This window comes from Rothia terrae, from assembly GCF_012396615.1.
Taxonomy (GTDB): Bacteria; Actinomycetota; Actinomycetes; order Actinomycetales; family Micrococcaceae; genus Rothia; species Rothia terrae.
The window spans coordinates 1-26,574 of the sequence record NZ_JAAXPV010000008.1; the positions used below are offsets into that span (position 1 = coordinate 1).

The following is a 26,574-nucleotide window of genomic DNA, read 5'->3' on the forward strand; positions in this document are numbered from 1 at the left end:
GGAGCAACGGTTCTTCCGGTATGGTTTGAGGTTATTTGTAGTGATTTAATCCTCTTATTTTTGCCGCTGGTGGGGCCGTTGTCTAGTTGGTGGGGTGTGGGTGTGTTCCTACTTTTGAATAAGCCTCCAAGTATTATTTATGGTTTTTATTGAATATACAATGTTTGAGTGTGATTGCGAGGACAACCGTTCATGACGGATTCAGCTGCTGAAGCTAAACGTTTAAAACACGTACCCAAAAAATCGTGGCAGGCCCAAAAGTACACTCAGCTTAAAGCCACAGGACGTAAGTATCTAGCAAAACTTCTTTCGAAAGTTCGCACGGGACCCGAACACTATATGTTCTCACCGCCCCTAGCCAGAGGTGGAAACTGGTTATATGAATGGCTTAAAGCCTACGTTATGCAACAGCACGGGGAAAAATACTTCCTGGTGTTTGAAACGAGCATGGAACCGTGGATCGAAGAATTCCCCAAGCTGAAAGAGCTCACTGCATCTAAGGACCACGTTAAATTTAGAAGTCAACGTTCCATTGCCTTCCACCAAAATTTAGAGGAACATTTTCCAGCTGAATTGCATCGCAGATTCATTTCTGAGTATCTGCTGTCTTCGCCTCGATTCTTCGAGAGAGTCACCAACGCTCAAAAGTATCTAGGCAAAAATAGTCTTGTAATAAATATCAGACGCGGAGATTATTATTCGGTACCTGAGATTAAATCGGAATACGGCATACCGACGGTTAGGTATGTTCATACCGCTTTAGAGAAAGCGCTTTCTCTTTATACTCCCAGCTCAATATTTATCGTGTCTGATGACCTCAAATGGTGTTCAGAAAATTTGGATTTCCTCAAAGACATTGCTCCTACTTCTTTTACTAAGTATGGGTCAACGATGTACGACGACTTGGCAATGATGGCGGCTGCCCCAGCACTAATACTGACTAATTCAACGTTTAGCTACTGGGGCGGATACATCGCGCACTGCGTTAACAAGCCCCTTACTGTCGCACCTGCTTTCCACTCAGCAAGTTCTACGAGTCTTTACCAGCCGCAATCCCCTATTCAACATATGCCGGATTGGGTTCAGATTACTTCAATTGGTTCTGCATGGATCGAGCAAGATGATTAATATTTTACAAAAAGCACGTGACCTCAAACATCGTCGTTATCTTGAGTCTCTCAATGCTCAACGCGCAAAACAAGCCCAGAATATTCGTTCTAGCCAAGAATTCAAGAACATCTATTCTTCTTTATCTTCGACTTTTACTATTCCCTTTTTGCCAAATGGCCATAAGATATGGGCAATCGCAATGGTCAAAAATGAGGCGGATATTATTGAACAGACAGTGACCCATCTATTTCACCAGGGCATAGATGCTGCACTGATTGTAGACAACGATTCCACCGACGACACCTACGAGGTTTTAGAACGGCTGAGTGAAAAATATCCGATTTATCTTGGTAGGGACCGTGAAAAGGCCTACTACCAGTCTGAGAAAATGACATGGTTAGCGGATCAAGTAGTCAACGTTGGTGCTGAATGGGTCATTCCTTTTGACGCCGACGAATTCTGGTATGGAGTGAGACAACCGTTAGATACACTACTCCGCAAGAACACCAGCTCAGTTTTGTATGCGCCCATTTATAACCAGTTCCCGCTAGAACAGGGTAGTTGGGCTCTTGATAGTCAGCCTCACGCGGAAGGCAAAATTTGTTTCCGAGCTTTCGAAGGTGCAGTAATTGAGATGGGCAATCATTCGGTGCTGAGACCTGGTCTCCCAGCTAACGGTGAGATAGCAATTTTGCATCGCCCTTGGCGCTCATTTGAACAGTTTAAGCGAAAGCTAAGTGAAGGAGCGCAGAGCCTGAGCTTAACAGATATTGCAGCAGAAAAAGGCTACCACTGGCGTGCCTTGGGGCAATATAGTGATCAAGAGCTAGAGGATGTATGGAATAAGTTGATAAGCGGAGAAGACGTCCCCGATGCGCTCGCTTGGCGCCCAACAGGTACGTTACGCCCTCTAAAAGCCGAAGTTCCTGGTAGCTGGTCAGATCTTGGTATAAGCAACCAGGACCTGTGAGTCCGTCGAACAGAGGGTGTTCCGATTTATCCGAGCTTGCCAAGCTCAACAAGATGAGCAAATTCTGAGTTTGCTTGATAAACCTGCTCAAACGTACCGATATTTTGGATTCTGCCCTGTGAGAGAAAAACTAGCTGGTCTACGTTCCGTACCGTTGAAAGACGGTGAGCAACCACAATGACTGTGATTTCCTGAGAGAGCTTGTTGATAGCCTGCGTAATTTTATGCTCGGTATCATTATCTAACGCAGAGGTGGCCTCATCGAGCACAAGCAAAGAAGGACGACGATAGATAGCGCGAGCGATTCCAAGACGCTGACGTTGGCCACCTGAAAGCCTTGTTCCATGCTCGCCAATCATCTGGTCGAGTCCATGTTCCATGGAGTTCACAACGTCTTCAAGTTCTGCCATACGAACGCATTCCCAAACGCGTTTCTCATCGATTTCCTCGTCTTTAAGACCAAAAGCAATAGCTTCTTTAATAGTCGAATCCCCCAAAAATACGTTTTGAGGTACGTAGCCTACGTGTGAGAACCATCCAGATAAATCTGCACTGATAGGTTTCCCGTTACAGAAAATCTCACCAGCAGTAGGTGTAAAAAGCCCCAGAATGAGATCGACAAGGGTTGTTTTGCCAGAACCAGAGCTTCCGACAAACGCAAGTGAAGAGCCATGAGGAACTCGAAGATTAATATTTGATAGCACCTCTTTATCGCTATCAGGATATCTAAAGTAAAGATTTTTAACATCGAGTGTTACAGGTTGCGATTGTTGATTCACAAGAGCAAAAGACCCAATAGTAGGCTCACCGGATAGCAACTCTAACGGTTCATTCCCGTTCATCCGATGCAGTTCCTCTTCTACGATCTCCATAGCTTTAGAACCGATACGAACATTACCAAGTGACGCTACAAGGCGGGTAAAACTTGGCAAAACGCGCACGCATGCACCGGCGAAGAGAAGCAAATAGGGCGCCGATGAGACGCCATCTTTAGCAACAAGATAGCCTAAAATTAGAGCGATACCTACAATAAAAATAATCTCCAATAGATATTTAGGAACATCTTGATAGAAAGCAGATTTGCGAGATGCATCAACCGCTATTAGGCGCTTCGTCTGGTACTTGTACACATAACGGTCGGTGACACCATGCATCCGGTTTTCACGGAAACCAACGATTGATTCGAGTGCTGTGTTCATAGCTGCCACAGAGGCTTCCATGGTTTTTACACCTTGCACGGTGTTCTTTTTACGCAGGAAGTGTTGAAGCAGAAACGCTACTATTCCAAAGTAAGTAAAGGCTAATAAAGCAGTTGTGGGCATAACAGCAAGTAATAAACCGAGCAGGGTAATGATGCTGAATAGCTCACCACAAGCTGCCAGAACCCCTCCCGCGTAAGCGGTATACGCTTGCCCAGTGGCATCGTTAATTGTTCGCAAAACCTCAGCAGTAGTACGAGTCCGGTATACGAGGTAGGGTTCGTGCATCGTCCTTCGCAACAGGGCAACAGAAGTAGCTGCTTGCTGATGGGAGGTGAAGCCAGTACTCCACCACTTAACGGCGAGAGAAAAGATCCCCTTAAACACAAAGCTCAGTACAAGGAATACGCTCATATAAAGAATAAGCGTTTCGCGCGCAGGGTTGCCAAGCAGCTGAGAAATACGTTGCAAATATCCCGTAAGTTCTTCATCTGTTGCTAGCTGGATAATAGGCATAATGACGGCAATGCCGACCATATCGAGCAGTGCCACACAAAAGAGCGCCAAAACGTTAATAATTAGGATGTAAAATTTTTTACCCGGAAACAACAAGCGCATTCGCTGGTAAATCAAAGACACAGTATTATGCCTACTTTCCAGTATGAAGAACTATAGCTCTATGGGCAGGCTTTTCGATGAGAACGTGAGCCATAGCAGCAATCAATGCGGATAGAATCAGAGCCAAGCATGCTAGCACCATTCCTGATAGTTGCCATTGCGATAAGGACGCTACCCATTCTAAGTTAACAATAACTAATTCATGAGCTAGATAAAACGCAAAGCTTATTTCTCCTGCTTTAACCAGAATTTTATGAAAAATTGGCTTTTTAGAAAATTTATTTCCCTGCGATCGTTTAACATCGTTAAAGGCACACATGGCAATCAGTAAAGCAAATGACGGTGTGCAAATATAACTAGTCATAGTCTGGTTAAGTTGTAAATTAGACAGAATATACACTATCAGCAGGGATACTAAACCAGCGCCCATAATGAGGGCTAAAGATTTAAACCTGGTGATGTCTCCAGCACCAGAGTTCTCCATCAGTTGCCGAACTATGTATGCGGTCGCAACTCCCAATATAAATTCAGGTAAACGTGCAATAGGATGAGCGTATGTAAGGACGTCTACATAGTTAGACTGCACCGATAACATCGTTGAAGCAAAAACGATACAAAGACTAACTGTAAGAAGAGAAACTAAGGGATTCCTCTTACCAGTAGAGCTATACAGATACTTCAAAATAAATGGTGTCAAAGCATAAAAGAACACTTCGCAACTGAGAGACCAGCTTACAGAATTATACGAAAATACATATCCCCAATCAGGAATCCAACTTTGAATTAGCAAGATATTGGGAAATAAGCTGAGAATATTTCTGCTATACGAAATTACAGGCAATAGCAGAGCTAGAAATAGAAAAAACAAATGAAGAGGATAGATTCTAGCTCCTCGGCGAATATAATATGTCTTCGGTTTCATTGAAGGTTCATAAGACCAGGTCAGCACAAAACCTGATAGCACAAAAAAGAGAGAGACACCCACATACCCTACTGAAAATAGCTCCTTGTGGGGAAGCCATTGGGTATTGTGGTTGATGTGATATACAAAGACAAATAGGGCAGCAAATGCTCTGATTTGAGTCAAAGAATCCAAACGTCTGACGGGCACGTTAATCACCGATCTCCCTGCATCATATCAACTACGCCTTGCCAAGTTTTAGCGCGGAGAAAACGTCCAGTTCTCATCGGTCCCTCGGCTTTGAAATGGATTCTTGGCTCAGGTTTTCCCGCCACAATTTTTTTCCATACGTCCGCAATGTCCTGATAGGTAAGTCCCGCTCCAGCTGCCCAATGAGGGGTAATAATACTTGTGTCACGCCCAGTCTGCTCGGCACCTTCAAATCCCTGTGCAAACTTACGACGGATTTGGTCTTTACCTCGGTAAATCAGATGAACGATATCTAGTCCAGTGCTACGACTGCCAAGGCGCGCAACATCATGGTTACCTCGTACTACTACAGCCAAAGGATGCGCACGAAAAGCAATCTTTCCGGGGAATGAATTAGCACTATCCATCATTAATTCAGTATTTATTAGGTCAAATGGAGAATCCTGCGTCGGGACAGTGTGATGAAGATGCGCATACACAACAAAGTCAGGGCAGTGAAGGAAAAAATCTTTCAAAGTGCCATCTTGCGCATACCAAAACTCATCTGCATCAAACGGAACTACCCATCTTGCTCCCCTACTCCACGCAAGGAAAGCAAGGTGCGTCATTTTTTCCGATTGAAGATAAGCTACCGTGCTATCACGCAACACAATAATTCTTGAGTCACGATTAGCAAGATCTACTAGATATTCAAAAGTGCCATCATCAGAGAGATTATCTGCAATAAGTAAATAGTCCACTCCTTGCGCCAGAAGGTGTTCAACAACGTAGGGCAAAACGTCCAACTCATTTTTGACCATAGCAATACCCCAGACAGAGCCGCGGGTGGAAGCAAAAGTTGGCATCCTCGTCTCAGTAATAAAACCGCGTGAAGCCTTTATTTGATCTGCTACGGCGCTCACCGAGGCTCGTTGTTTGCAGGAATAACTTATCTGGCCAAGCTCGGTACGGATGGCGGAAAACTTCAACATACGGAATTACTCTTTTGGGCGGGGGAAATACATAGCGTCGTACTAAGGTGCGCTAAGTGTAAGTTTACTCAAGGTTGAGAAACTTTCAGTATTATTTTCTATTGGTGTCCTGCCGATGCGATATCACCTGCTCAGGTAAAAGATAAGTTACTTTCCAATAACATATCTATTTATCGGCCTAGTCACATAACAAATTCTCTTGGACTATTAATAAGGCCCCCGAGCAATTGAAATGCTCGAGGGCCTTACAGGTAAATAGCTAGTTCGAACGCCCGTTGAACAGGCTGGTCACTGAGCCTTCGTCGAAGACTTCCTTGATTGCGCGGGCAATCAGGGGCGCAATTGACAGGACGGTCAGGTTATCGAACATCTGGTCTTCACGAAGCGGCAGGGTGTTGGTAACAACTACTTCGCTTGCGCCGCAGCTGCCCAGGCGCTCTGCTGCAGGTGATGAGAACACAGCGTGAGTTGCCGCGATAATAACGTCCTTAGCACCACGGTCCTTGAGAACCTTGACAGCGCCAGCGATGGTTCCGCCGGTATCGATCATGTCGTCGATAAGCACACAGACGCGTCCTTCAACGTCGCCTACAACGGTCTTTGAAACAGCCTGGTTGGGTACGTTAACGTCACGAGTCTTGTGAACGAACGCAAGAGGTGCACCCCCCAGCAGTTCAGCCCACTGCTCCGCCACACGCACGCGACCGGTATCGGGTGAAACCACGGTGACGTTATTAACGTCGTCCACGCGGCTCTTGATGTGGTCTGCAAGAAGCGGAATAGCCATCAGGTGATCAACGGGACCGTCAAAGAAACCCTGAATCTGCGCGGTGTGCAGGTCAACGCTCATTAAACGGTCAGCGCCAGCAGTCTTGTACAAATCAGACATGAGGCGAGCTGAGATAGGCTCACGGCCCTTGTGCTTCTTGTCCTGACGTGCATAAGGGTAGAACGGTGAAACCACGGTGATTGAACGAGCTGATGCACGCTTGAGCGAGTCAATCATAATCAGCTGTTCCATCATGGCATCGTTAATCGGTGCCGGGTGAGACTGAATCACGAAGGCGTCTTTACCGCGAACGGACTCTTCAAAACGAACGTAGGTCTCGCCGTTAGCAAAAGTGTAAGCAGAGCTGGGCAGAACCTCGTTACCGAGTTCTGCAGCGATCTGTTCTGCAAGTTCAGGATGCGCGCGGCCAGAGACCAACGCCATCTTCTTTTCGCCCGGATTCGTAATCTCAGTCATTACTGGTTGTCGCTTTCCTTAGCTGAGGACGCTGAACCCTTCGCTTCAGCAGCAAGTGCTGCCTCTGCTGCCTCGGTTCCAGCACGCTTTTCAATTACCCAGCGCTCGATATTGCGCTGAGGAGCTTCATTAATCGCCAGGGCACCAGCGGGGACGTCCTTACGAATTACTGTACCAGCGCCAGAGTAAGCTCCGTCACCAACGTTTACGGGAGCAACGTACATGTTGTCTGATCCCATACGAACGTTGTTGCCAACGATTGAGCGGTGCTTATTGACGCCATCGTAGTTAACGAATACAGATGCCGCACCGATGTTAGAGTTTTCGCCGATAGTGACATCGCCTGCGTATGAGAGGTGAGGAAGCTTAGAACCGTTGCCGATTTCAGTATTCTTAGTCTCTACGAAGGTACCGATCTTGCCCTTAACACCGAGCTTGGTGCCGGGACGCAGGTAAGCAAAGGGGCCAACAGTTGCATCGGCTGCGATTTCTGAGTCAGAACCCTCGGTACGGGAAATCTTGACGTTCTCCCCCACCTTGACGTTCTTGAGGGTGGTGTCGGGGCCGACTACCGAACCAGTTGCGATGTGAGTGGTTCCCTGCAGATGAGTACCAGGAAGAATGGTGACATCGTTTTCGATGGTGACGGTAACGTCAATCCAGGTGCTTTCGGGGTCAACGATGGTCACGCCGTTACGCATATGCATCTCAGTCAGACGCTCGTTGAGCTTACGCCCCAGCTGAGCCAGCTGAACACGATCGTTTGCGCCTTCAACTTCCCAGCGATCATCGATGTCGAGTGCAAGAGTGCGGAAGCCATCTTGACGAGCGATTGCCAGAACGTCGGTGATGTACTTTTCGCCCTGTGCATTGTCGGTAGTGACACGAGTCAGTGAGTCGCGCAAAACCTTTGCATCAAATGCGTAAATGCCAGAGTTAATTTCGGTAATCGCCAGCTGCTCTGGAGTAGCGTCCTTTGCCTCAACGATAGCGGTGACTTCACCAGCTTCGTTACGCACGATGCGGCCGTATGAACCGGGCTGATCCAAGTTGGTGGTCAAAACGGTAACAGCGTTTTTGCCTTCTTCATGAAAAGCAATCAGCTTGCGCAAAGTCTCGGTCTTGAGCAAGGGAACATCGCCATAGGTTACAACGACGGTGCCCTCTACTTCGCTACCCTCAGCGTCCAGACCCAACAGACCCACTTCAACAGCGCGTCCGGTACCGGGAATATCATCCTGATCAACGATGGTTGCAGCTGAGTCAAAAGCTGAAACATGCTCAGCCACCTTATCACGCTGGTGACGCACAACAACAGCCAAATTTTTGGGATCAAGTTCACGAGCAACAGCTACCGCGTGCTCAACCATGGAACGGCCACCAATGGGGTGCATTACCTTGGGAGTTGCGGATTTCATGCGAGTTCCAGCCCCAGCAGCCAGAACGATAACAGCAGATGGAACGTTTGCTGCGGTAGTCACAGTCAAGGAACTCCTATAAATCAGTTGGGAGCACTTGCACGTTATCGGAAGGTAAACGTGAAAGTCTTGCTCCGCCACTAGGACTCGAACCTAGAATAACGGCTCCAAAGGCCGCTGTGTTGCCGATTACACCATGGCGGATTAGCTGGAAAAGTAAGCGGTTACTCAACCAACAGATGAAAATACTACCAAAACATACGGTGTTCCCCAAAGCTTGACTCTCAAAGTCACGGAGGAAACTTATCTCACAGGATGTTTATGCCATAGACATACCTAGTACCCTTAGAGGGTGGCACATCTACTAGGCGGCGAAGCGCTGCACCTCGAATTCCCTACCCGCACTGTATTCTCAGGCATCACCGTTGGCCTCAATGAAGGCAACCGCATCGGCATTGTCGGTCGCAACGGCGATGGTAAATCAACGCTACTCAAGCTTTTGGGCGGACGCTTGACCCCTGATTCCGGCAAGGTCACAGTTCGCGGCGGCACCCGCATCGGCTATCTTGATCAGTCAGACGTTCTTGATAATGAGCACACGGTAGGCACCGCCATTGTGGGAGATACCCCGGAATACGAGTGGGCATCTAACCCGCAGATTCGCGACGTTATCTCCGGTCTAGTATCAGACCTCGACTGGAACGCGTCCGTTGCATCGCTCTCCGGTGGTCAGCGACGACGCGTTGCTCTTGCCGCTTTGCTAGCGGGTGACTGGGATGTGCTCATGCTCGACGAGCCCACTAACCACCTCGATGTTGAAGCAATTACTTGGCTTGCTCAGCACCTCAAAAACCGTTGGAACAAGAATGCTGGTGGCTTGCTCACCGTAACTCACGACCGTTGGTTCCTAGACGAAGTCTGCACTGACACCTGGGAAGTTCACGACGGCATTGTTGAACCTTTTGAAGGTGGTTACGCCGCCTACATCTTGCAGCGAGTAGAACGCGACCGCCAGGCTGCCGCCACAGAAGCAAAGCGTCAGAACCTCATGCGTAAGGAGCTTGCGTGGTTGCGCCGTGGCGCTCCCGCACGAACTTCAAAGCCTAAGTTCCGCATTGACGCGGCAAACGCTTTGATCGCCGATGTTCCGCCGGTTCGCAACAAGGTTGAGCTGTCTCAGATGGCTGTCTCGCGTCTGGGCAAAGACGTTGTCGATATTGAAAACGTTGATGTTTCATACGATGACCCAACGCAACCCAATGGCAAGCGTGACGTGCTCAAGAAGGTCACCTGGCGCATCGCCCCTGGCGAGCGTACCGGCATTATGGGCGTTAATGGTGCCGGTAAATCCACTCTGCTCGGTCTCGTGACAGGTGCTACGCAGCCTTCTTCAGGACGCGTCAAGCACGGCAAAACTGTTGTAGTGGCGACTTTGACCCAGCAGCTTGACGAGCTCAAAGACGTTGAGAACGACCGCGTCTCAGATGTGATTGGGCGTAAGAAAACTTCTTACGTTACCGACGGTAAAGAAATGACCCCCGGACAGCTCTTGGAGCGCCTGGGCTTTACATCGGCGCAGCTTTCTACCCCGGTGAGGGATCTTTCCGGCGGTCAGAAGCGCCGTCTTCAGCTCCTTCTGATTCTGTTAGATGAACCCAACGTACTCATCCTCGACGAGCCTTCTAACGACCTTGATACCGATATGCTCGCGGCAATGGAAGATTTGCTGGATACGTGGCCTGGCACTTTGCTCGTGGTCTCGCACGACCGTTATCTCATGGAACGTGTAACGGATCAACAGTACGCCATCATCGATGGCACCTTCCGCCATCTGCCCGGCGGTGTAGAGCAATATCTGCAGCTTTCTTCAGCAGGTGCGGCAGGACGCGGTGCAGGCACCGTCACCTCATCGTCGCCGCTGGAAAAGCAAGGAGCTGCTCAGGGTAACGCGCCCAAGGCATCCGGTGCTGAAATTCGTGCGGCTCAAAAAGAAATGAACCAGATTGACCGCAAGCTCACCAAACTCTCCGATCAAAAAGAGAAGTTGCACGAGCAGATGGCGCAGCACGACCAGTCTGACTACACCGGGCTGGCAGAATTCAGCACCAAACTTCAACAACTTGATGATGAGGTAGAAGAGCTAGAAACGCGCTGGATGGAGCTGTCGGAGGTTGTGGACTAAAGATTAATCATGTCTTTACCAAGATTAGGAATTTTCTCGCCCTGGGATTTTACGGATGAATATGCGTGGTCCGGGGTTGCGCATCATTCGGTACAAGCATTATCGGCTCACACCAAAGTTTCTGCGGTTCAGGTTCCTAAAACCTCCGATGCTTTTATTGACCGAGGTCTTACTAAAGCCAGCGGAAGTATTCTTCACAAAACTTACCTACCTTCTCACGCGCTAACTACAGCCACTCAACAAAGTCGTCTTACGGCGCAACTTGTACAAAAGAAGCTTAGTGATTGCGATGCGTTGATCTCGCTTGCGGCTTCTTCTCAGAGTTTACTTATCCCTAAAGATAGACCGCTAATACAGGTCACGGATTCATCGTTTGAAGCGATGAGCCGCTCTTACTACCGCAATGGGCAACTCTCAAGGTTATCTTTCTATCAGGGAAAAGCTGTAGATTACCTTTCGTCGCGTAAGAGCGACCATTATGTGGTGGCTAGCGATTGGTCGGCTGATGTACTCATGAGAGACCTCGGCCTTGCTTCAGGGAAAATCACGGTTGCCCCTTTTGGGCCTGGGACTCTCCCTGTTAGCCAGCCTCCTGTTAGAGAAGAACACGAAGAGCTAAGAGTTTTATTTATTGCTTCGGATTGGAAGCGTAAGGGCGGAGACACGGTGCTGACCGCCGTTGCAGAAGCCCGCACTAAAAGAAAAATTACCCTGACTGTTGTGGGGCAAAAACCTGCGAGCGGATTACCCGAGTGGGTAAATTTTCTTGGACGCCTCAGCCGCCAAGAGCTTTCCATACAGTATTTTTCTCACGATGTTCTTGTAGAACCAACGCAAGCCAGCGCAGGCGGGGTGGTTATTACAGACGCTATCGCCCACGGGCTCCCCGTTATCGCCACAAACGTTGGTGGAGTACCTACGCTTGTTCAAGACGGAGTGACGGGCTTTCTCATTGAGAATCTTAGATCGCCGAATAATCATTTATCGCACCTAATGAGTTCACTCTCTCAATCTTCGTTACAAGAGTTCTCAGCTCATTGTCTAAAAGACTATTCTCAACGCATGAATTGGGACTCCTGGTCTCGCGAATTGCTCAATGTGGTTAATGAAATAAATTAACTAAATCAGCGGATTTGAACCCGCTAACCCTCCGCCGGTGTTTTCACCGCTACCGCGTAGCGTCCGCGTCGGCGCAAAGATTTAGCGAGTGCTTCGGCGTCCGCCTCGCTTTCCATGAGCAGGGCGATGGTTGGGCCGGAGCCTGACACGAAGGACGCCACGATTTGTGCGTCTTGAAATCCCAGCGTCTTTGCTAATTCAGGTTGCAAAGTTAATGCTGGTTGTTGCAAATCATTGCGCAAATACCGCGAAATTTCGTGCAAACGAGCAATCGGCGCGCCTGTTGAGGTGAGTGCCTCCAGTAGTTCCTCAGGTACGTTCAGCTCCCCCGGTGCAGGGTACTTATTCTGCTCGCGTCCTGCATCAAGTTCAGCGAAAACAGCTGGCGTTGAAAGCCCGGTGGTCGATGCGACCATCACAAGATTCAAGGCGCTATCTTCGCTACCCTCAGACTCGATGTGCGTGAGTTCATCACCTACGCCCATGCCAATGGCCAGTCCGCCAGCGTATGCGAAGGGCACGTCGGCACCTAAGGTAGCCGCAATTTCAAGGATGCGAGGCTCAGCCACCGGCGCATCCACGAGCCCTGCACGTACCAGGTACTCGTTCATTGCGCGCAAGGTAGCCGCGGCGTCCGCAGAACCACCGCCCATGCCACCGGCAACAGGCACAGCCTTCACCAGGTGAATATCGAGGCTGACATCAAGCACCGTCAGATTCTGCTCCAGCAAAATAAGCTCAGCTGCCTTGGAGGCAAGATTCTTGTTATTCAACGGCACAACGGATAAATCAAACTCGCCTGCTTGCGCCATCTGATCCAGCAAAGAGCCCTCAGCAATAGATGCCGATACAGTGATGCCGCGACGCTGTGTTGGGGTCAGCACCACCCGCTCATACATCGACACTGCAGAATACAGGCTAGCCACCGGGTGGTAGCCATCTCCTCTCACGCCACCCACCGCGAAAAATAGATTTACTTTTCCGGGGGCTAACGCCTCAACGCTGGTACTGTCAGAACTCATTTCGTCTAGCTCTCCTTAGCGAGATTCAGTCTCAGATTGCGAAGGGAAATCATGGGCGGCCTCAGCGATTTTCACAAAATCGTGAATATCCAGCTTCTCACCGCGGAGCGTGGGGTCAATGCCCGAAGCCTCAAGAATCTCACCGGCGCGGGCAGAGCTACCCGCCCAGCCACCGAGTGCTGCGCGCAACGTCTTACGGCGCTGAGCGAACGCGGCATCAATAATGGCAAAAACATCTTCGCGCGGCACATCAGACAGCAACTCAGGGCGACGCTTAAAGGCCACCAGCCCAGACTTAATCTTTGGCGCAGGCCAGAAAACATTGGTGCCGATAACACCCGCCTTCGACACCTCGCAGAACCAGTTAGCTTTGACGCTGGGAACACCGTAAATCTTAGAACCGGGCTTTGCAGCAAGACGGTCGGCAACTTCATCCTGCACCATAACCAAAGCGTGGTCGATGGACGGGAACTGCCTCAGCAAGTGAATGAGCACCGGCACAGCCACGTTATAGGGCAGGTTTGCGACCAAAGCGGTGGGGGTCTTGGGCAACTCCATCACGCGCATCGCATCGTTCAGCACCACATCAATGCGAGCCTCTGAACCTGGACGGAACTTAGCGATTGTCGCAGGTAATTGTTGCGCCAGTGGCGGGTCAATTTCAACAGCAACCATGTCGCGGGCGGCATCCAAAATACCCAGCGTCAATGAACCCAAGCCCGGCCCAACTTCAAGCACAGTTTCGTCACTGTCGATATTAGCCGTTGCAATAATGCGACGAATCGTGTTGGGGTCGATTACGAAGTTCTGACCGAGGGTTTTGGTCGGACGTATGCCCAGTACATCCGCCAGTTCGCGGATCTCCTGTGGGCCAAGAAGTTGCTGTTCTATCACGGGCTCTATTCTAGCTAAAAGTAGGGGTTATTGAGGATGCTGTACTGGTAGCTTATGCTTGCGGCGCGTTACGTGTACCGAGCCAGGGCAACAAGATGTCTAGTCCTGCCTCGACTTCTTCCACCGCTTTCTTCGCGGCTTGCGGGCCGAGCCTGAAGGGGTCCGCGATGGAATCTTCAGGGATTTCGAGCAGGTTGAGAGTGGTGAGATAACCCAGCGCATCGTTGCCTTCACCGCCACCTGCGTACGCCCGCTGAATCTGTTTAAGCAGGACTACTTTGCGGTGAAACTGCGGGAACTCACGGATGAGCCACTGGCGATGGGTACTATCCATCGCTACAATGAGCGCCGCATTTTCTGCGAGCGCACACGTCATCTGCTTGGCACGGTAACCGCGAATGTTGATGCCGCGGTGCACGAGTTCACGGTCAATATCGGGGGCTACGCCGGAGCCGACGACGGCGCCTACGCCTGCACTGTCGAAGCGCCAACCGTCGTTGATATCGCGGTGGCGGGCAATGAGTTCTGCTGATGCGCTGCGTGCGATATTTCCGGTGCACACGAACAAGATAGTGTTGCGGTCTTGGTCGATGACCGGGGCGGGGGCGTCCTTGCGCTTGAGTAAGGACGCAACGTTGAATTTAGACATGCTTGTTTTTCTTTTGCTTTTAGTCTGCCCAGCTGCCGTAGACGCGCTGCGTGTTCTCGTAGATGGTGCGGCAGAGTCCTTGAAGGTCTTGTTCGCGGTGTTGCGCCATAAAACGCACGGTGTAGTTGACCATGTAGGACGCGTTAGGGCGGCCGCGGAAGGGGTGCGGGGTCAAAAAAGGTGCGTCGGTTTCGGCGAGGACGAGCTCAGGACGCGCGATTTTCAGGGATTCTTGAATACCGTGAGAGTTTTTGAAGGTGACGGTACCTGCAAAGCTCATGTACCAGCCGTTGGTATTGCAGATTTCGGCAAGCTCGGCATCACCGGAGTAGCAGTGGAAAACTACTTTCTCTGGTGCGCCTTCTTCGTTGAGGATGCGCACAACGTCATCGTGGGCGTCACGGTCATGGATTTGTAGTGCTTTACCGTGCTTTTTGGCGATGCGGATGTGCTCGCGGAAGCTGTACTGCTGTGCGTCTTTACCGTCTTCGCCAGTGCGGAAGTAGTCTAAGCCGGTCTCACCGATGGCACGCACGCGCTCGTGTGACGCCATTTTTTCGATGGCTGCCAATGCGCGATCGAGTTCACCGGTTTCAGCGAGTTTCGGAGCCTCGTTGGGGTGTAGTGCAACGGCTGCTAGGACGCGTGGCTCTACGGAGGCGACCTTCACGGCATAGAGGCTTGAAGGGATATCGCATCCAACCTGCACCACTGACTCAATACCCAGTGCGGCACCGGTATCAAGCGCGTCGTGAACGGAAACCTCGACCTCGCCGTCCAGCAAGTCCATGTGGGTGTGATTATCCATGATGGGATGCGGCAAGGGAGCCGGTGCTGGTGGGAACACGAGGTTGCGTTTGCGGCCGCCGTCGCCCTCGGTTGAACGACGTCGCGTGCCTTCCCCGCTTTCTTCGCCTTCGACGCTGTAACGCTCAGCTTCATAGGCAGGCGGAGTTTCGCCCTCCTCGACAGTTGCTTTCGTGCTGAAGATGCTCGCGTTGATTTCCTGCTGTGTGGGCAGAGTAAAGCTGAACTGCTCGGCAAGTTGAGTCACATCATTCTCGCTCATGCACGGGTTCTTTGAAGTGCACATATCAATCCTTCATACCGGGTCTTCGGTAGTTATCTCTAACGGCTCAGTGGCAAGTAAATACTTACCCAAGCGTCTGTCTAGTTTCGGGCCGCCAGTGTTGCTTCGTAGAGCTCGCGCTTACTCACACCTGTTTCTGCGGCAACTTGTGCAGCGGCAGCTTTGAGGCGCATACCGTCTTCGACCAGAGCGAGGACGCGGTCGGTCAAACTATCTGCCGACTGCGCTTCTGGTTCGGGCGCGCCTTCAACGACAACTGCAATCTCACCGCGAATACGCTCATTATTTTCAGCCCACTGCACCAATTCAGCCAGCGTTCCCCGAATAATTTCTTCGTGCAGTTTAGTAAGTTCACGGCAAACCACGGCACAGCGTTCCTCGCCAAAAGTCGAGGCAAAATCGCGCAAGGTTGCTTCAAGGCGATGCGGCGACTCATAGAACACCATAGTGCGTTCTTCATTCGCCAACGACGCCAAACGTCGGGCGCGATCTGAACCCTTACGCGCTAAAAACCCCTCAAAAGTAAAGCGTCCAGTAGGTAGGCCAGACACTGCCAAGGCGCTGAGCACCGCAGAAGGACCAGGGGCAACAGTTACCGGTAGATCAGCGTCCGCCACAGCCTGCGCAGCAGCATAGCCCGGATCAGAAACTGTCGGCATACCCGCATCCGACAGCAACAAAACAGTCTTACCAGACTCAACAGCCTCCACGATCTGCGCGCTACGCTCAGATTCATTGTGATCGTGGTTGACGATAGTTCGACCGATCGTTTTGACGCCCAAACCCGAGGCAAGCGTGCGCAATTTGCGGGTGTCTTCAACAGCGATTAGGTCAGCAGTTGCCAGATAGTGTTTGAGACGATCAGTAGCATCGCCCAAATTGCCGATAGGAGTACCGCCAAGCACCAGCACCCCGCCGTCTGCGGTTTCGGTGCTGTATCCGTCATCGAGCTGGTCAAACTCTTCGAGTGTCTCGCTCACTGTTTCGCCCCTTATCGTCTAAAACCTTGTACCCGTTCGATTCTAGTCGGTTGCCACCCCAAGAAGAAAAGACCCGCATCATGCCAGATACCGCTGAAAAATTAGGCGGCTTGATACCATAGGCGGTGATGTCTACTTCCACGCAATCCCCCAATTCTCAGGTGCCACGCGTAGTATCTGCACGCGATGCTTTCACCGAAAAAACCCTGCGAGCGCGTCTTGCAGTTGCCGATATCGCACTACCCGCTAACGGCTGGCTGGCACCGTTCTTGGTTGTCGTACTCGCCGGCGTCATGCGCTTTTGGCATTTGGGCTACCCCAATGCTGTTGTTTTTGATGAAACCTACTACGCCAAAGACGCTTACTCGCTGTTGCACTTTGGTTACGAACGCGGGTGGAGCGAAGGCGCTAACGACAGCTTTGTGGCGGGGCACCCAACAGGGATTTTGAGCTCTGCTGAGTACGTGGTTCACCCACCGGTTGGTAAGTGGATGATTGCCTTTGGCATGATGCTTTTTGGGGATAACAACCCGGTGGGCTGGCGTTTTAGTGCCGCACTCATTGGTACGCTCTCGGTTGCCCTGGTTGCTATTGCAGCGTGGCAGCTTTTTAGGTCGGTTTCAGTAGCCACCGTAGCTGCTTTCCTCATTGCCATCGACGGGCATCACTTTGTGCAATCGCGCTTTGCTCTGCTCGATATCTTCCTCATGTTCTGGTTGCTAGCCACCTTCGTGTTACTTCTGGCTGATAGGACGCATGCGCGGCGAAAACTCGCATCCAAGATTGCGGCAAATGCCCGTGAAAACGGCGGTATTCCCGCTGACAGTTTCATGAAGTTCGGCCCTATACTTGAGTTCCGGTACTGGCGTTTTGCGGCGGGTATTACTGCCGCGCTGGCAGCAGGCGTGAAGTGGAATGCGCTGTTCTTCATCGCCATCTTTGGTATTCTCACCGTTCTATGGGACATGAACGCCCGACGCATTGCGGGCGTGAAAAACTGGCTACTGGCAGGCATCGTTAAAGACGGTATTCTCGCCTTCGTGTACATGATCATCTGCGGCATTTTCTGGTACGTCCTGACGTGGAGCGGCTGGTTAGCATCTTCCACCGCCTACCACCGCAACTGGGCGCAAGAGCACCCAGGTGAGGGCGTCCAGTGGTTGCCCGCTCCCCTGCGCTCCTTATGGGAATACCATGTCAGCGCATATACCTTCCACACGGGGTTGAGTTCTGAACACACCTACATGTCGCCGGCCTGGAAGTGGCTCATTCTTGCGCGTCCCACTTCTTACTACTACGAATCCCCCAAAAACGGCATTGACGGGTGCACCGTTGATAGCTGTTCATCGGCTGTTCTCAATATCGGTAACCCGTTGATTTGGTGGTCGTTTATTATCGCGGCGGTCTTTGCTCTTGCCATCATGGTGATTCGACGCGACTGGCGTTTTACCGCGCTATGGATTGTTTTCGCGGTGGGCTATTTCCCGTGGTTCTTGTACCCGCACCGCACCATGTTCTTCTTCTACGCTCTTTCATTCGAGCCCTACATGGTGCTCATGTTGGCTGGTCTTTTGGGTCTTATTCTTGGCCGCCGTAGCGACAGCGTACGACGCCGAAAGATCGGTTTGTGGGTTGTTGGCATTTATCTGATTGTTGCCCTCCTGCTCAGTATTTTCTTCCTGCCCATTTGGACGGCTCAGGTGATTCCCTACGAGCACTGGCGCTGGCGTATGTGGTTTGACGCGTGGATTTAACCGTTGCGTTAGCTAGCCCGGTAGAAAAAGAGTGACATTATAAAAGCGTCGCGCTCTCCTTATATTCCAGGGGAGCGCGACGCTTTTGTGATGCTGAGGCAGTTATCAACCGCGTGAGCACGGTGTAGTAAGTGCTCCTGCCTAGTCCTGCGAGAGCTTCTGCTTGAGCGCTAAACGATCCGCTGCATTCTTGCGGGCACGTTCACGACGGAACTTCGTGGGCCATGACAGCACCATGACCAAAATCGTGAAGAGCAGAGCCAGCGCCGCTACCGCAATACCCGCGTCCACCCAAAACTGCGGCGGGTAAAGACGAATCAGTGTATCGGATGCGCGGAACATCCAGTTGCCCTGCGGGAAGAAGAGCTCGTGAAAGCGGGTAAAGAAGCTTTCCCAGCCCAGCGCACCGAGAACACCAAGGGCAATCATGAGTACCAGGGTTATCCATGAGCCCGCGAAGATGCTCTTGCGGATAGCACCGGGGGCACGTTCTTTGAGGCTGTGTGAGCTGAAAAGAGCCAGTGCCGTCCACACGGTTGCAAGAATCATCGCTACAATCATCACGTGCTTGACGTCTGTCATGTGCGCAACTTCTTTAGCCAAGAACCACTTGTGTCCCTGAGCGTTGGTGAGGTCAGAGAGGTAGGTACTGGGCGCAAAATTGAGAATGTATTCGAGCCCGTAAGATCCCAGACGCATCCTCTCTGCAGTGTCAAAACCGTAAGAATCAGCGGGGAATCCCGGCCGATGGTAGGCAAGCCACAAGAAACCCGTGGTTGCAATCAGGCGCACTGACAAAGCGAGCGTCACCAGCGGCACAGCAAGTGCGATAATGATCTGTCGCAAACGCAAGAAACGCGGACGGTCGTTCACCGCAATCTCGCGAGCATTGGCACGCTCAGCGGCTTCGGTCTGCTGATCGGCGATGCTGGCAGGAGTTTTGGGAGCAGCGGTAGAAGCTGCCACCGCCGCTACGTCAGATTCTTGCCCGCGATGTTGAATGGGACCTTCTGACACCTCGTCAGCTGTAGAAGCCTCACCGGTCGCTAAGCCATCATTTTCCTCGGCTACCGGGGGCTGCTCAGCAGCAGCATCCACGTCGTGCGTCAATGCCGCCGGGCGGTCAACGGTCTTACCAGACTCCGAAACCGTCTCAGCACGACGAGCGCGCAGAAGCTTATCGGTAGCCCGCGCGCTCTCGGCTGCTTGCTCCTTATCGGCGCCAGCACCAGAGGGAGTATCGGCCTGATGATCATTAATTGCCGGTGCGAGGTTCTCCCACTCGCGTCCTTCATTGTTAGGGGCCACTGCAGTGATTCTCCTTGCTGATTACGCTGATATCTAAAAAGTCTCCCGCGCTAGTGCACGGGAGACCTACAAATGTTATGCGCTTGGTTTACCAGTCACCTTTATAGTTCTCATCCGAGTAGGACGCGAAGGGGATATTCCAGTCGCCGTAGCCGTTGTCCGGATCAGCCATAGGGTAGCCGGTGTTAACGGTTTCAACGATGTCGCCCACATCGAAGGTATCGAAGAAGTACTGGGCATCAGCGGGCATCATACCCAAGCAACCGTGCGAAACATTGCCGACACCCACATATGCGTAAGCTGAAGGCAGAGCCTGGTGCACGAACACACCCGAATTAGTCAGACGAGAAGTGTTGTGAGCGGTAAAGGGCTCGTACCAGTGAGGGTCGCCCTTCTTCAGTCCAAGCGTCGTCGGATCAAACTTGTAGGTAGCCTCTTGCTCAATCACCACGAGCTTGCCCACCACGGACGGCCAGTCTTCGTTACCCAAAGTAATAGGCACAGTGTTCACAAGCTTATCGTTGACGAACATCTGCATGGTCTTGGTGTTGTTATCAGCAAGTGCGTAACGCTTATCGCTCGTGGAGAAGTTCACCACGAGGTTAGAGTTACCAATCATGCCGTTGCCCAAGTCAACACCCAGAATATTGGCTTTAGCGGTAATGGCAGTACGCGCAGGAAGGTAGTCTTCGGTACGCCAGCGTGCAACGGTATCTGAGTACCAGCGAATCTTACCTTCGCCAACACCCTTGCCGGTGACGCTAATGAGCTTCTCAATCGCATCCTTATTGACCACAGGCTCTGAGAAGTGGAACTCAAGAATCTGGCCAACGCCATAGACGCCGCCCTCTTGAACGTTAGGAATCCACGCGTCTGCCTGGTTAGCGGCAGTTACAGTGCCAAAGGTGCTCTCGCCCTTGCCCTCAACCTTTTGGGAATCGATGGCGGTGTACATCAGAGTGTACTGAGTATCGAATTCAAGGTCTTCGCTGGACGTCCACGTAGTTTTATCGTCGCTCAATGTGCCCTTGAGCTCGGCACCAGTAGTGTCATTCACCAGCTTTACCGATTTGAGGGTGGTTCCCTCTTCACCGGTTACAGTCGCCGGATGCGTGGGATTATGCTCGGTTGCTTCGTTCTCAGGAACAACGCTGACCTTACCCGCGTACTTCGGTTTCTCCGACGGAGTTGCAGAGGCAGAGGATGATGCGTTGTCTGCTGACGAACCACACGCTACTAGCCCAAACGCCGAGGTTAAACCGAGCGCCGACAGACCCAATGCCTGACGGCGAGACGCCATGCTCTCTTTGGGGGAAAAAGCCACGTTGAATCCTTTACACGAATAGCTCACAGTAAAAACCGTGAGTACCTGTTCTAGGTAAATCTAAAGAAAAGCGCGCACCGCGATGCGCGCTTAGTAATCTGGGGTTACTTAATACTAGTTCTAAACGCCTCGAAGTGGCGGAAAATTATCTGATGATTCTTGTGATGAAGGCGATGCTGAAGAATCAACCCGTACTACCTGCCAACCCTGAGGTGCAGTCAGACGGTCAGCATGAAACTCGCATAGATCATAAGCGTGAGGTTCGCGATGCACAGAAAGCGGGCCGATCACAGCAGTTGAATCTGCATAAGCGTAGGTCAGCGTAAGCACCGCTTCACGAGTGCAGGTCTGACGGGAGCAAAGACGTTGTTGTGCCATGAAACTAAAGTACGCTTTCCTAGATAGCTTGCTTACGAAGACGGCGGCGCTCGCGTTCGGAGAGTCCACCCCAAATGCCGAAACGTTCGTCGTTCTCCATTGCATATTCTAGGCACGCATCGCGCACGGGACACTCGCTACACACGCGTTTAGCGTCTCGTGTTGAGCCACCTTTTTCAGGAAAGAATGCCTCGGGGTCAGTTTGCGCACAGAGCGCGTCGGCTTGCCAGGCAAGTTCCCCATCGTCGCCGTCGGTGCTGTACAGACCAGCTGCCGCTTCCCACAGGGAGAGAGCGTCGGGGTCATTTGAGAACAGGTCGATATTTTTTGCCTGCTGGCTATTGTGAGCCTTTTTAGCGTCCTTCGCTTTATCGCGCGCATCGGCTGCGGTCAGTAGTGAGGTTGCTTGTTGTTCTAGATACTGTGCAGATTGCATAGTGTAACGCTGGGTTGCTACGGAGAAACTTTCCGCTTCACTCCTGTACTGAGTAAACGAACCCATGTTTCGCCCCTTCGTATCCAATGACGGTGAGTAGTGTGGCTCTTATTGAACACGCACGGTGATGCACACGGTGAACGTAAAGAAGAGCTCCCAACAGCTCCTATTTACTTGTAGGCACAACTGTGTCGCGTAAAAACCCTAGAAACTAATTGAACGTGTGTTTACCCCTGTTCGTCAAGCTGGGTTCTCAAATTAACCGATTTTAGACAACGCATATTTCTAGGATTTGTTATTTTTTATGGTATAAGCTATTAGAGTTTTCACTCAGTTTAGTTAACCAAACAAGAACCACCTAGTCACCCCCTGAAACTTTTCAAAGGTAGTAGCGCGGTCGTACAGTGAGACCATGTCTTCACTATCAGTTTCACGGTTCTTAGAAACCCTCAAAAAACGTCAGTCACCTTCTCTGATTTGGTACTCTGCTCCCGGTGAGCGCGTTGAGCTCTCCGGACGCGTCTTCGACAACTGGGTTGCAAAAACAGCCAATTTTCTGGTTGAAGAACTCGATGTAGAAGTCGAAGACTCTGTGATGCTCCCGCCTCAGCTTCACTGGCGCACCCTTGCAATAGCGGTAGCCGGTTTGCAAGTGGGTGCAACTATTGTTCAGCACGCGGAGGACGCCCGTGCGGCTTTTGCTTTTTCGCCAGAAGATCTTGATGGTGCTGATGCCGAATACGCGGTACTCATTGAGCGTTCAGCTTTAGGGATGCGATACATGGGCGAGGTACCTGCATCCCTCGATCCTGTTGATTATGCCGCCGAGGTGTGCAGTTTTGCCGATGTTTATATGGGGTTCAACCAGCCAGAGACAACCACACCTGCTTTTGAGTCTCTCTCGCACGCAGAGATCCTTCACGCCGCAAATAATCTCGCAGAAAAACTCCCCCAGGCTCTCCCGTCAGCGATCCAAGCCGTTGAAATATCCGGTGACCTCACGCATCCCTCAACTCTCACCCAGTTCTTCGCAGCACAAATCGCAGGCTACGCAACCGTAGTGCTAGACCCAGAAATTGACTTTGAGAGCACCGGCCGTCGAGACAAGATTTTCAGCGACGAAAAAGCCCTGCCTTACCCCTCTCTTTAAAAGTTGCATCACCTCAACCACTTTCCTGTGAGGTAGGTTTCACGAAATGCGTTATAACGGTTACCCTAGAAACGTGACTTCATATCCTGTAACCGGACCAAAAATTGGCGTTGTTGGCGGCGGGCAGCTAGCTCGCATGATGGCTCCTGCAGCCACTGAACTCGGATTTGATCTGCGCGTCCTTGCAGAATCCCCCGAAGTTTCTGCTGTAGCAGCTGCAAAAGAGACACCTGTGGGTGACTACAAAGATTTAGAGGCGCTCCGCGAATTTGCACGCGATGTAGACGTACTCACCTTTGATCACGAGCATGTGCCTGGCGAGTACTTGCAGACCCTGATGAGCGAAGGCGTCAATGTACAGCCTCGCCCCGATGCCCTGCTACACGCCCAAGACAAAATCGAAATGCGTAAAGCAGTAGACCGCCTTGGTCTACCCAACCCGCGCTGGGCTGAGGTAACTACCGTTGATGAGCTGGTGGCTTTCGGCGATTCATCAGGGTGGCCTGTTGTTCTGAAAACTCCGCGCGGCGGCTACGACGGCAAGGGCGTGATGGTTCTTAATGACGCCGCAGAAGCTCGCGGTGAAAAACCTCAGCAGTGGTTTGATGGACTGGCAGAACGCACAGATTTCTCATCACTTTTGGTTGAAGAGAAGGTTGCCTTCTCACGCGAACTTTCCGCCCTGGTAGCACGACGCGACTCGGGCGAAGTACGCCCCTGGCCCGTTGCTGAATCCATTCAGGTGAACTCGGTGTGCGATGAGGTCATCGCACCGGCACCCGGCATTGACGACGCTGTTGCCCAGCGCGCGCAGGACGCCGCCGTCAAGCTCGCATCCGAACTCGGTGTTACCGGCGTTATGGCAGCGGAACTCTTTGAAGTTCCCGGCTCAGAACACGGTTTTTTGGTCAACGAACTCGCCATGCGCCCGCACAACTCAGGGCACTGGACGCAAGACGGTTCCGTCACCAGCCAGTTCGAACAGCATCTTCGCGCGGTACTCAATCTGCCCCTGGGCGATACTGCGCTCAAAGGCGAAGTAGCTCTCATGAAAAACTTCCTCGGCGGCGCCAACGAAGACCTCTTTGCAGTACTGCCCACTGTTTTAGAAACGGACGCCCGCGCCAAAGTACACCTGTACGGCAAGAGCGTGCGTCAAGGTCGCAAAATCGGCCATATCAACATGACGGGCCAGGTAGCTGAACTGGATCAGCTACGCGCATCGGCGACACAGCTAGCCTCCTACTTTACCGACGGCATCGACAACTAACACCTTTACGTTGCAACCTGCGCTACACAGCTTGTTGCACACACCCGCAAGGAGAAAACAATGGGATCACCCTATAACTCTCAGCAGCCCATCGTTGGCATCGTCATGGGATCAGACTCCGACTGGCGCGTGATGGAGGCCGCCGCCGAAGTTCTCGAAGAATTCGGCATCGCCTACGAAGCAGACGTTGTGTCCGCACACCGCATGCCCGAAGACATGGTCGAGTACGGCCATAAAGCGCACGAACGCGGCATCCGCGTAATCATCGCAGGTGCTGGCGGCGCCGCACACCTTCCCGGTATGCTCGCGTCCCTCACTCCCCTGCCCGTGATCGGCGTACCCGTCAAGCTCAAGAGCTTGGACGGTATGGACTCCCTACTCTCTATCGTTCAGATGCCTGCCGGCGTCCCCGTAGCAACCGTCTCTATCGACGGCGCACGCAACGCAGGCCTGCTGGCACTGCGTATGCTCGGTAGCGGCAACGACGACTTCGCAGCTCAGGTACGCGCGGATCTTCAAGAATTCGCATCCTCACTGCGTCAGACCGCAATGGACAAGGGCTCTGTTCTGCGCTCACGCGTTGAAGAACGCCGTGAAGACTACGAAAACGAGTCCTCACAGCGCACCACCATCGCATCAGCATCAGGTAAAGCAACTACCCCCAACAATGAGAATCTTCTTCCTACCGCAGATGAAGACTATGTTGGACCTTATGCTCCCTAGCATGCAGATTTAGGAAGATTCCCAGTTTTCTTCGCTACAGTGGTCAGGTAGATAAAACACCTGGCCACTGAAGCATTTAAACGCCCAGAATAAGGACGTTAGAGTTATGGACACACCCAAAAGAACAATCAGCGCAACACGCGTAAAGGGCGATAAACTCACCCAAGCGCGTTATACGGATCCCCTTCACCATCCCGAAGTTGCCTCTGATTCTATTAAGGTGCGTCGCGCCTGGGTTTTTGTGCTGCTCACCCTGTTAGTTCCCGGATCGGTTCAGCTGATCGCTGGCGATAAGAAGCTGGGACGGCGAGCGCTCGCTGTGACTCTTATAGTGTGGGCCTGTATTGCGTTGATTATTGTTGGCAGTTTTACAGCCCGTACCGCGGTGCTTTCGCTCTTTACCAACCGATTTTTGTTGTTGGTTTTTATTGCTGTGCTTATTGCGCTGGCGGCGCTGTGGATTTTTCTATTTCTCAACACCCTCAAGATTATTCAAGTGCGGTCACTGCCGTCTCGCGCTAGGGTTCCTGTTGTTTTGGGGCTGGTGGCGCTCACCGCTATTACCAGTGGCGGGTTGGCATACACCGCCTATATCGCTTCGGTTGGACGCGGCGCGCTGGGCAAGGTCTTCGCTGGTTCGGGTACTTTGACTCAGCATGAGGGACGCTACAACATTTTGCTCATGGGTGGCGATGCGGGTGCTGACCGCGTCGGGCGACGCCCCGACTCTATGACGGTCGTGTCAATCGACGCGTCCACCGGACAGGCGGTCACTATTTCGGTTCCGCGTAACCTGCAAAATGCCCAGTTTTCGGAAGATTCGCCGCTGTGGCAGATTTACCCCGAGGGTTATAACTGCGGTGACGAATGCATTCTTAACGCGCTCTACACCGATGTCACCGCCAACCACACTGACTTGTACCCTGATTCCAACGACCCCGGCGCTGAGGCGACCATGGACGCGGTGTCCGGCTCCATCGGTTTGCAGATCGATAACTACATGTTGATCGATATGGAGGGTTTCGCGTCCCTCATTGATGCTTTGGGCGGCATCACTATCGATGTGGGTGGACGCGTACCGATCGGCGGCGGTACTGACCTCATCACCGGTGAGAAGAACCCGATTGATGGTTACATTGAACCGGGCGTGCAGCACCTCGATGGCTTCCATGCCCTGTGGTACGCGCGTTCCCGTGAGGGTGCATCGGATTATGACCGCGAGGCACGTCAGCGATGTGTGCAGGCAGCAATGCTCAAGCAGTTAGAGCCTGCCAACGTGCTGACCAAATTCGCTGACATTACAGCAGCTGGCGAGCAGATCGTAGAAACCAACATCCCCGAATCTGGGTTGAGTGAACTTGGTGACGTTGCTATTAAGTCGCGTCAGCACGATCTGATTCAGTTCGCTATCGCTCCCCCCTACTTTGAAGATATCTTCCCTACCTACCCGGATTACGATGAGATTCACTCGCGTGTTCAGCAGGTAATTGCAGACTCTGCAGAGGGTAAGACGCCTGAGGCAACAGTGGCTATGGCACCGAAGTCTGAGGCACCTCAGCAGGTCTTCCAAAGCGTAAGCGGTGAAGTAACGACCATCGAATCAGCCGCCGAGCTGACCTCAAACGGTACCTGCTCCGTTCCCTAAAACACTA

Annotated in this window: 23 protein-coding genes and 1 tRNA gene; 9 read left to right on the forward strand and 15 right to left on the reverse strand. The window is 51.8% G+C overall.

Annotation, left to right across the window (positions count from 1 at the left end):
• Nucleotides 1–192 precede the first annotated feature (192 nt).
• A complete protein-coding gene (locus HF984_RS05590) occupies nucleotides 193–1,128 on the forward strand; it encodes an alpha-1,2-fucosyltransferase (protein WP_168614701.1) in 936 nt (311 codons plus the stop codon).
• Entirely contained in the window at nucleotides 1,121–2,080 is a 960-nt protein-coding gene (locus HF984_RS05595) for a glycosyltransferase family 2 protein (protein WP_168614702.1), read from the forward strand. The genes HF984_RS05590 and HF984_RS05595 overlap by 8 nt, the downstream gene beginning before the upstream one ends.
• 26 nt (nucleotides 2,081–2,106) lie before the next feature.
• Here HF984_RS05595 and HF984_RS05600 read toward each other — a convergent pair whose 3' ends face one another.
• The 6 genes from HF984_RS05600 to HF984_RS05625 form a co-directional block, all read right to left on the reverse strand.
• On the reverse strand, nucleotides 2,107–3,918 hold the full coding sequence (locus HF984_RS05600; protein WP_168614703.1) for an ATP-binding cassette domain-containing protein: 1,812 nt from the start codon (nucleotides 3,916–3,918) through the stop codon (nucleotides 2,107–2,109).
• Between the two features lie 10 nt (nucleotides 3,919–3,928).
• Complete coding sequence (locus HF984_RS05605) at nucleotides 3,929–5,017, reverse strand: acyltransferase family protein (RefSeq protein ID WP_168614704.1); 1,089 nt, start codon at nucleotides 5,015–5,017, stop codon at nucleotides 3,929–3,931.
• Entirely contained in the window at nucleotides 5,014–5,979 is a 966-nt protein-coding gene (locus HF984_RS05610) for a glycosyltransferase family 2 protein (RefSeq protein ID WP_168614705.1), read from the reverse strand. The genes HF984_RS05605 and HF984_RS05610 overlap by 4 nt, the downstream gene beginning before the upstream one ends.
• A 259-nt stretch (nucleotides 5,980–6,238) precedes the next feature.
• A complete protein-coding gene (locus HF984_RS05615; protein WP_168614706.1) occupies nucleotides 6,239–7,225 on the reverse strand; it encodes a ribose-phosphate diphosphokinase in 987 nt (328 codons plus the stop codon).
• On the reverse strand, nucleotides 7,225–8,706 hold the full coding sequence (gene glmU, locus HF984_RS05620; RefSeq protein WP_168614707.1) for a bifunctional UDP-N-acetylglucosamine diphosphorylase/glucosamine-1-phosphate N-acetyltransferase GlmU: 1,482 nt from the start codon (nucleotides 8,704–8,706) through the stop codon (nucleotides 7,225–7,227). The genes HF984_RS05615 and glmU overlap by 1 nt, the downstream gene beginning before the upstream one ends.
• Nucleotides 8,707–8,775: 69 nt before the next feature.
• Nucleotides 8,776–8,847 (reverse strand) — tRNA-Gln (locus HF984_RS05625).
• Between the two features lie 148 nt (nucleotides 8,848–8,995).
• Here HF984_RS05625 and HF984_RS05630 point away from each other — a divergent pair.
• Both HF984_RS05630 and HF984_RS05635 read left to right on the forward strand, forming a co-directional pair.
• Nucleotides 8,996–10,825, forward strand: coding sequence for an ATP-binding cassette domain-containing protein (locus HF984_RS05630; RefSeq protein WP_168614708.1), 1,830 nt, complete (start codon nucleotides 8,996–8,998; stop codon nucleotides 10,823–10,825).
• A 9-nt stretch (nucleotides 10,826–10,834) separates the two neighbouring features.
• Nucleotides 10,835–11,944: a glycosyltransferase family 4 protein gene (locus HF984_RS05635; protein ID WP_168614709.1), complete on the forward strand. Its 1,110-nt coding sequence runs from the start codon at nucleotides 10,835–10,837 to the stop codon at nucleotides 11,942–11,944.
• 23 nt (nucleotides 11,945–11,967) lie between these two features.
• Here HF984_RS05635 and HF984_RS05640 read toward each other — a convergent pair whose 3' ends face one another.
• The 5 genes from HF984_RS05640 to rsmI form a co-directional block, all read right to left on the reverse strand.
• The gene (locus tag HF984_RS05640; protein WP_168614710.1) at nucleotides 11,968–12,966 is read right to left on the reverse strand and encodes a 4-(cytidine 5'-diphospho)-2-C-methyl-D-erythritol kinase; all 999 of its coding nucleotides are present in this window, start codon (nucleotides 12,964–12,966) and stop codon (nucleotides 11,968–11,970) included.
• Between the two features lie 15 nt (nucleotides 12,967–12,981).
• Complete coding sequence (gene rsmA, locus HF984_RS05645) at nucleotides 12,982–13,869, reverse strand: 16S rRNA (adenine(1518)-N(6)/adenine(1519)-N(6))-dimethyltransferase RsmA (RefSeq protein ID WP_400680757.1); 888 nt, start codon at nucleotides 13,867–13,869, stop codon at nucleotides 12,982–12,984.
• Nucleotides 13,870–13,912: 43 nt separating this feature from the next.
• Complete coding sequence (locus HF984_RS05650; protein ID WP_168614712.1) at nucleotides 13,913–14,509, reverse strand: arsenate reductase/protein-tyrosine-phosphatase family protein; 597 nt, start codon at nucleotides 14,507–14,509, stop codon at nucleotides 13,913–13,915.
• A 19-nt stretch (nucleotides 14,510–14,528) separates the two neighbouring features.
• A complete protein-coding gene (locus HF984_RS05655; protein ID WP_168614713.1) occupies nucleotides 14,529–15,602 on the reverse strand; it encodes a TatD family hydrolase in 1,074 nt (357 codons plus the stop codon).
• Nucleotides 15,603–15,679: 77 nt separating this feature from the next.
• Nucleotides 15,680–16,579, reverse strand: coding sequence for a 16S rRNA (cytidine(1402)-2'-O)-methyltransferase (rsmI, locus tag HF984_RS05660; protein ID WP_343947476.1), 900 nt, complete (start codon nucleotides 16,577–16,579; stop codon nucleotides 15,680–15,682).
• Between the two features lie 128 nt (nucleotides 16,580–16,707).
• On the opposite strand from rsmI, the gene HF984_RS05665 reads away from it, so the two are divergent.
• The gene (locus HF984_RS05665; protein ID WP_168614714.1) at nucleotides 16,708–18,333 is read left to right on the forward strand and encodes a dolichyl-phosphate-mannose--protein mannosyltransferase; all 1,626 of its coding nucleotides are present in this window, start codon (nucleotides 16,708–16,710) and stop codon (nucleotides 18,331–18,333) included.
• A gap of 141 nt (nucleotides 18,334–18,474) precedes the next feature.
• Here HF984_RS05665 and HF984_RS11845 read toward each other — a convergent pair whose 3' ends face one another.
• The 4 genes from HF984_RS11845 to HF984_RS11710 all read right to left on the reverse strand — a co-directional run bounded on the left by HF984_RS11845 (nucleotide 18,475) and on the right by HF984_RS11710 (nucleotide 21,845).
• Nucleotides 18,475–19,641, reverse strand: a complete 1,167-nt coding sequence (locus tag HF984_RS11845; RefSeq protein WP_168614715.1) for a TIGR01906 family membrane protein — start codon at nucleotides 19,639–19,641, stop codon at nucleotides 18,475–18,477.
• A gap of 88 nt (nucleotides 19,642–19,729) precedes the next feature.
• Nucleotides 19,730–20,965, reverse strand: coding sequence for an Ig-like domain-containing protein (locus HF984_RS05675; protein ID WP_168614716.1), 1,236 nt, complete (start codon nucleotides 20,963–20,965; stop codon nucleotides 19,730–19,732).
• A gap of 120 nt (nucleotides 20,966–21,085) precedes the next feature.
• Entirely contained in the window at nucleotides 21,086–21,343 is a 258-nt protein-coding gene (locus tag HF984_RS05680; RefSeq protein WP_168614717.1) for a DUF3499 family protein, read from the reverse strand.
• Nucleotides 21,344–21,362: 19 nt separating this feature from the next.
• Nucleotides 21,363–21,845, reverse strand: coding sequence for a WhiB family transcriptional regulator (locus HF984_RS11710; RefSeq protein WP_281727787.1), 483 nt, complete (start codon nucleotides 21,843–21,845; stop codon nucleotides 21,363–21,365).
• 346 nt (nucleotides 21,846–22,191) lie between these two features.
• Between HF984_RS11710 and HF984_RS05690 the strand changes: the two genes are divergently transcribed.
• The 4 genes from HF984_RS05690 to HF984_RS05705 all read left to right on the forward strand — a co-directional run bounded on the left by HF984_RS05690 (nucleotide 22,192) and on the right by HF984_RS05705 (nucleotide 26,567).
• A complete protein-coding gene (locus HF984_RS05690; protein WP_168614718.1) occupies nucleotides 22,192–22,929 on the forward strand; it encodes a TIGR03089 family protein in 738 nt (245 codons plus the stop codon).
• Between the two features lie 136 nt (nucleotides 22,930–23,065).
• Nucleotides 23,066–24,199, forward strand: a complete 1,134-nt coding sequence (locus HF984_RS05695) for a 5-(carboxyamino)imidazole ribonucleotide synthase (RefSeq protein WP_247596491.1) — start codon at nucleotides 23,066–23,068, stop codon at nucleotides 24,197–24,199.
• A gap of 60 nt (nucleotides 24,200–24,259) precedes the next feature.
• The gene (purE, locus tag HF984_RS05700) at nucleotides 24,260–24,922 is read left to right on the forward strand and encodes a 5-(carboxyamino)imidazole ribonucleotide mutase (RefSeq protein ID WP_168614720.1); all 663 of its coding nucleotides are present in this window, start codon (nucleotides 24,260–24,262) and stop codon (nucleotides 24,920–24,922) included.
• 106 nt (nucleotides 24,923–25,028) lie between these two features.
• Entirely contained in the window at nucleotides 25,029–26,567 is a 1,539-nt protein-coding gene (locus tag HF984_RS05705; protein WP_168614721.1) for an LCP family glycopolymer transferase, read from the forward strand.
• Nucleotides 26,568–26,574: the final 7 nt, after the last annotated feature.

Bases quoted from the DNA above. Each gene is read 5' to 3' on its own strand.
- HF984_RS05595 (WP_168614702.1), top strand. From the start codon at position 1,121: ATGATTAATATTTTACAAAAAGCACGTGACCTCAAACATCGTCGTTAT.
- HF984_RS05650 (WP_168614712.1), bottom strand. From the start codon at position 14,509: ATGTCTAAATTCAACGTTGCGTCCTTACTCAAGCGCAAGGACGCCCCC.
- HF984_RS05695 (WP_247596491.1), top strand. From the start codon at position 23,066: ATGATGGCTCCTGCAGCCACTGAACTCGGATTTGATCTGCGCGTCCTT.
- HF984_RS05690 (WP_168614718.1), top strand. From the start codon at position 22,192: ATGTCTTCACTATCAGTTTCACGGTTCTTAGAAACCCTCAAAAAACGT.
- purE (WP_168614720.1), top strand. From the start codon at position 24,260: ATGGGATCACCCTATAACTCTCAGCAGCCCATCGTTGGCATCGTCATG.
- HF984_RS05705 (WP_168614721.1), top strand. From the start codon at position 25,029: ATGGACACACCCAAAAGAACAATCAGCGCAACACGCGTAAAGGGCGAT.
- HF984_RS05615 (WP_168614706.1), bottom strand. From the start codon at position 7,225: ATGACTGAGATTACGAATCCGGGCGAAAAGAAGATGGCGTTGGTCTCT.
- HF984_RS05680 (WP_168614717.1), bottom strand. From the start codon at position 21,343: ATGGCACAACAACGTCTTTGCTCCCGTCAGACCTGCACTCGTGAAGCG.
- HF984_RS05610 (WP_168614705.1), bottom strand. From the start codon at position 5,979: ATGTTGAAGTTTTCCGCCATCCGTACCGAGCTTGGCCAGATAAGTTAT.
- HF984_RS11710 (WP_281727787.1), bottom strand. From the start codon at position 21,845: ATGGGTTCGTTTACTCAGTACAGGAGTGAAGCGGAAAGTTTCTCCGTA.
- HF984_RS05635 (WP_168614709.1), top strand. From the start codon at position 10,835: ATGTCTTTACCAAGATTAGGAATTTTCTCGCCCTGGGATTTTACGGAT.
- HF984_RS05655 (WP_168614713.1), bottom strand. From the start codon at position 15,602: ATGTGCACTTCAAAGAACCCGTGCATGAGCGAGAATGATGTGACTCAA.
- HF984_RS05590 (WP_168614701.1), top strand. From the start codon at position 193: ATGACGGATTCAGCTGCTGAAGCTAAACGTTTAAAACACGTACCCAAA.
- HF984_RS05665 (WP_168614714.1), top strand. From the start codon at position 16,708: ATGTCTACTTCCACGCAATCCCCCAATTCTCAGGTGCCACGCGTAGTA.
- HF984_RS05640 (WP_168614710.1), bottom strand. From the start codon at position 12,966: ATGAGTTCTGACAGTACCAGCGTTGAGGCGTTAGCCCCCGGAAAAGTA.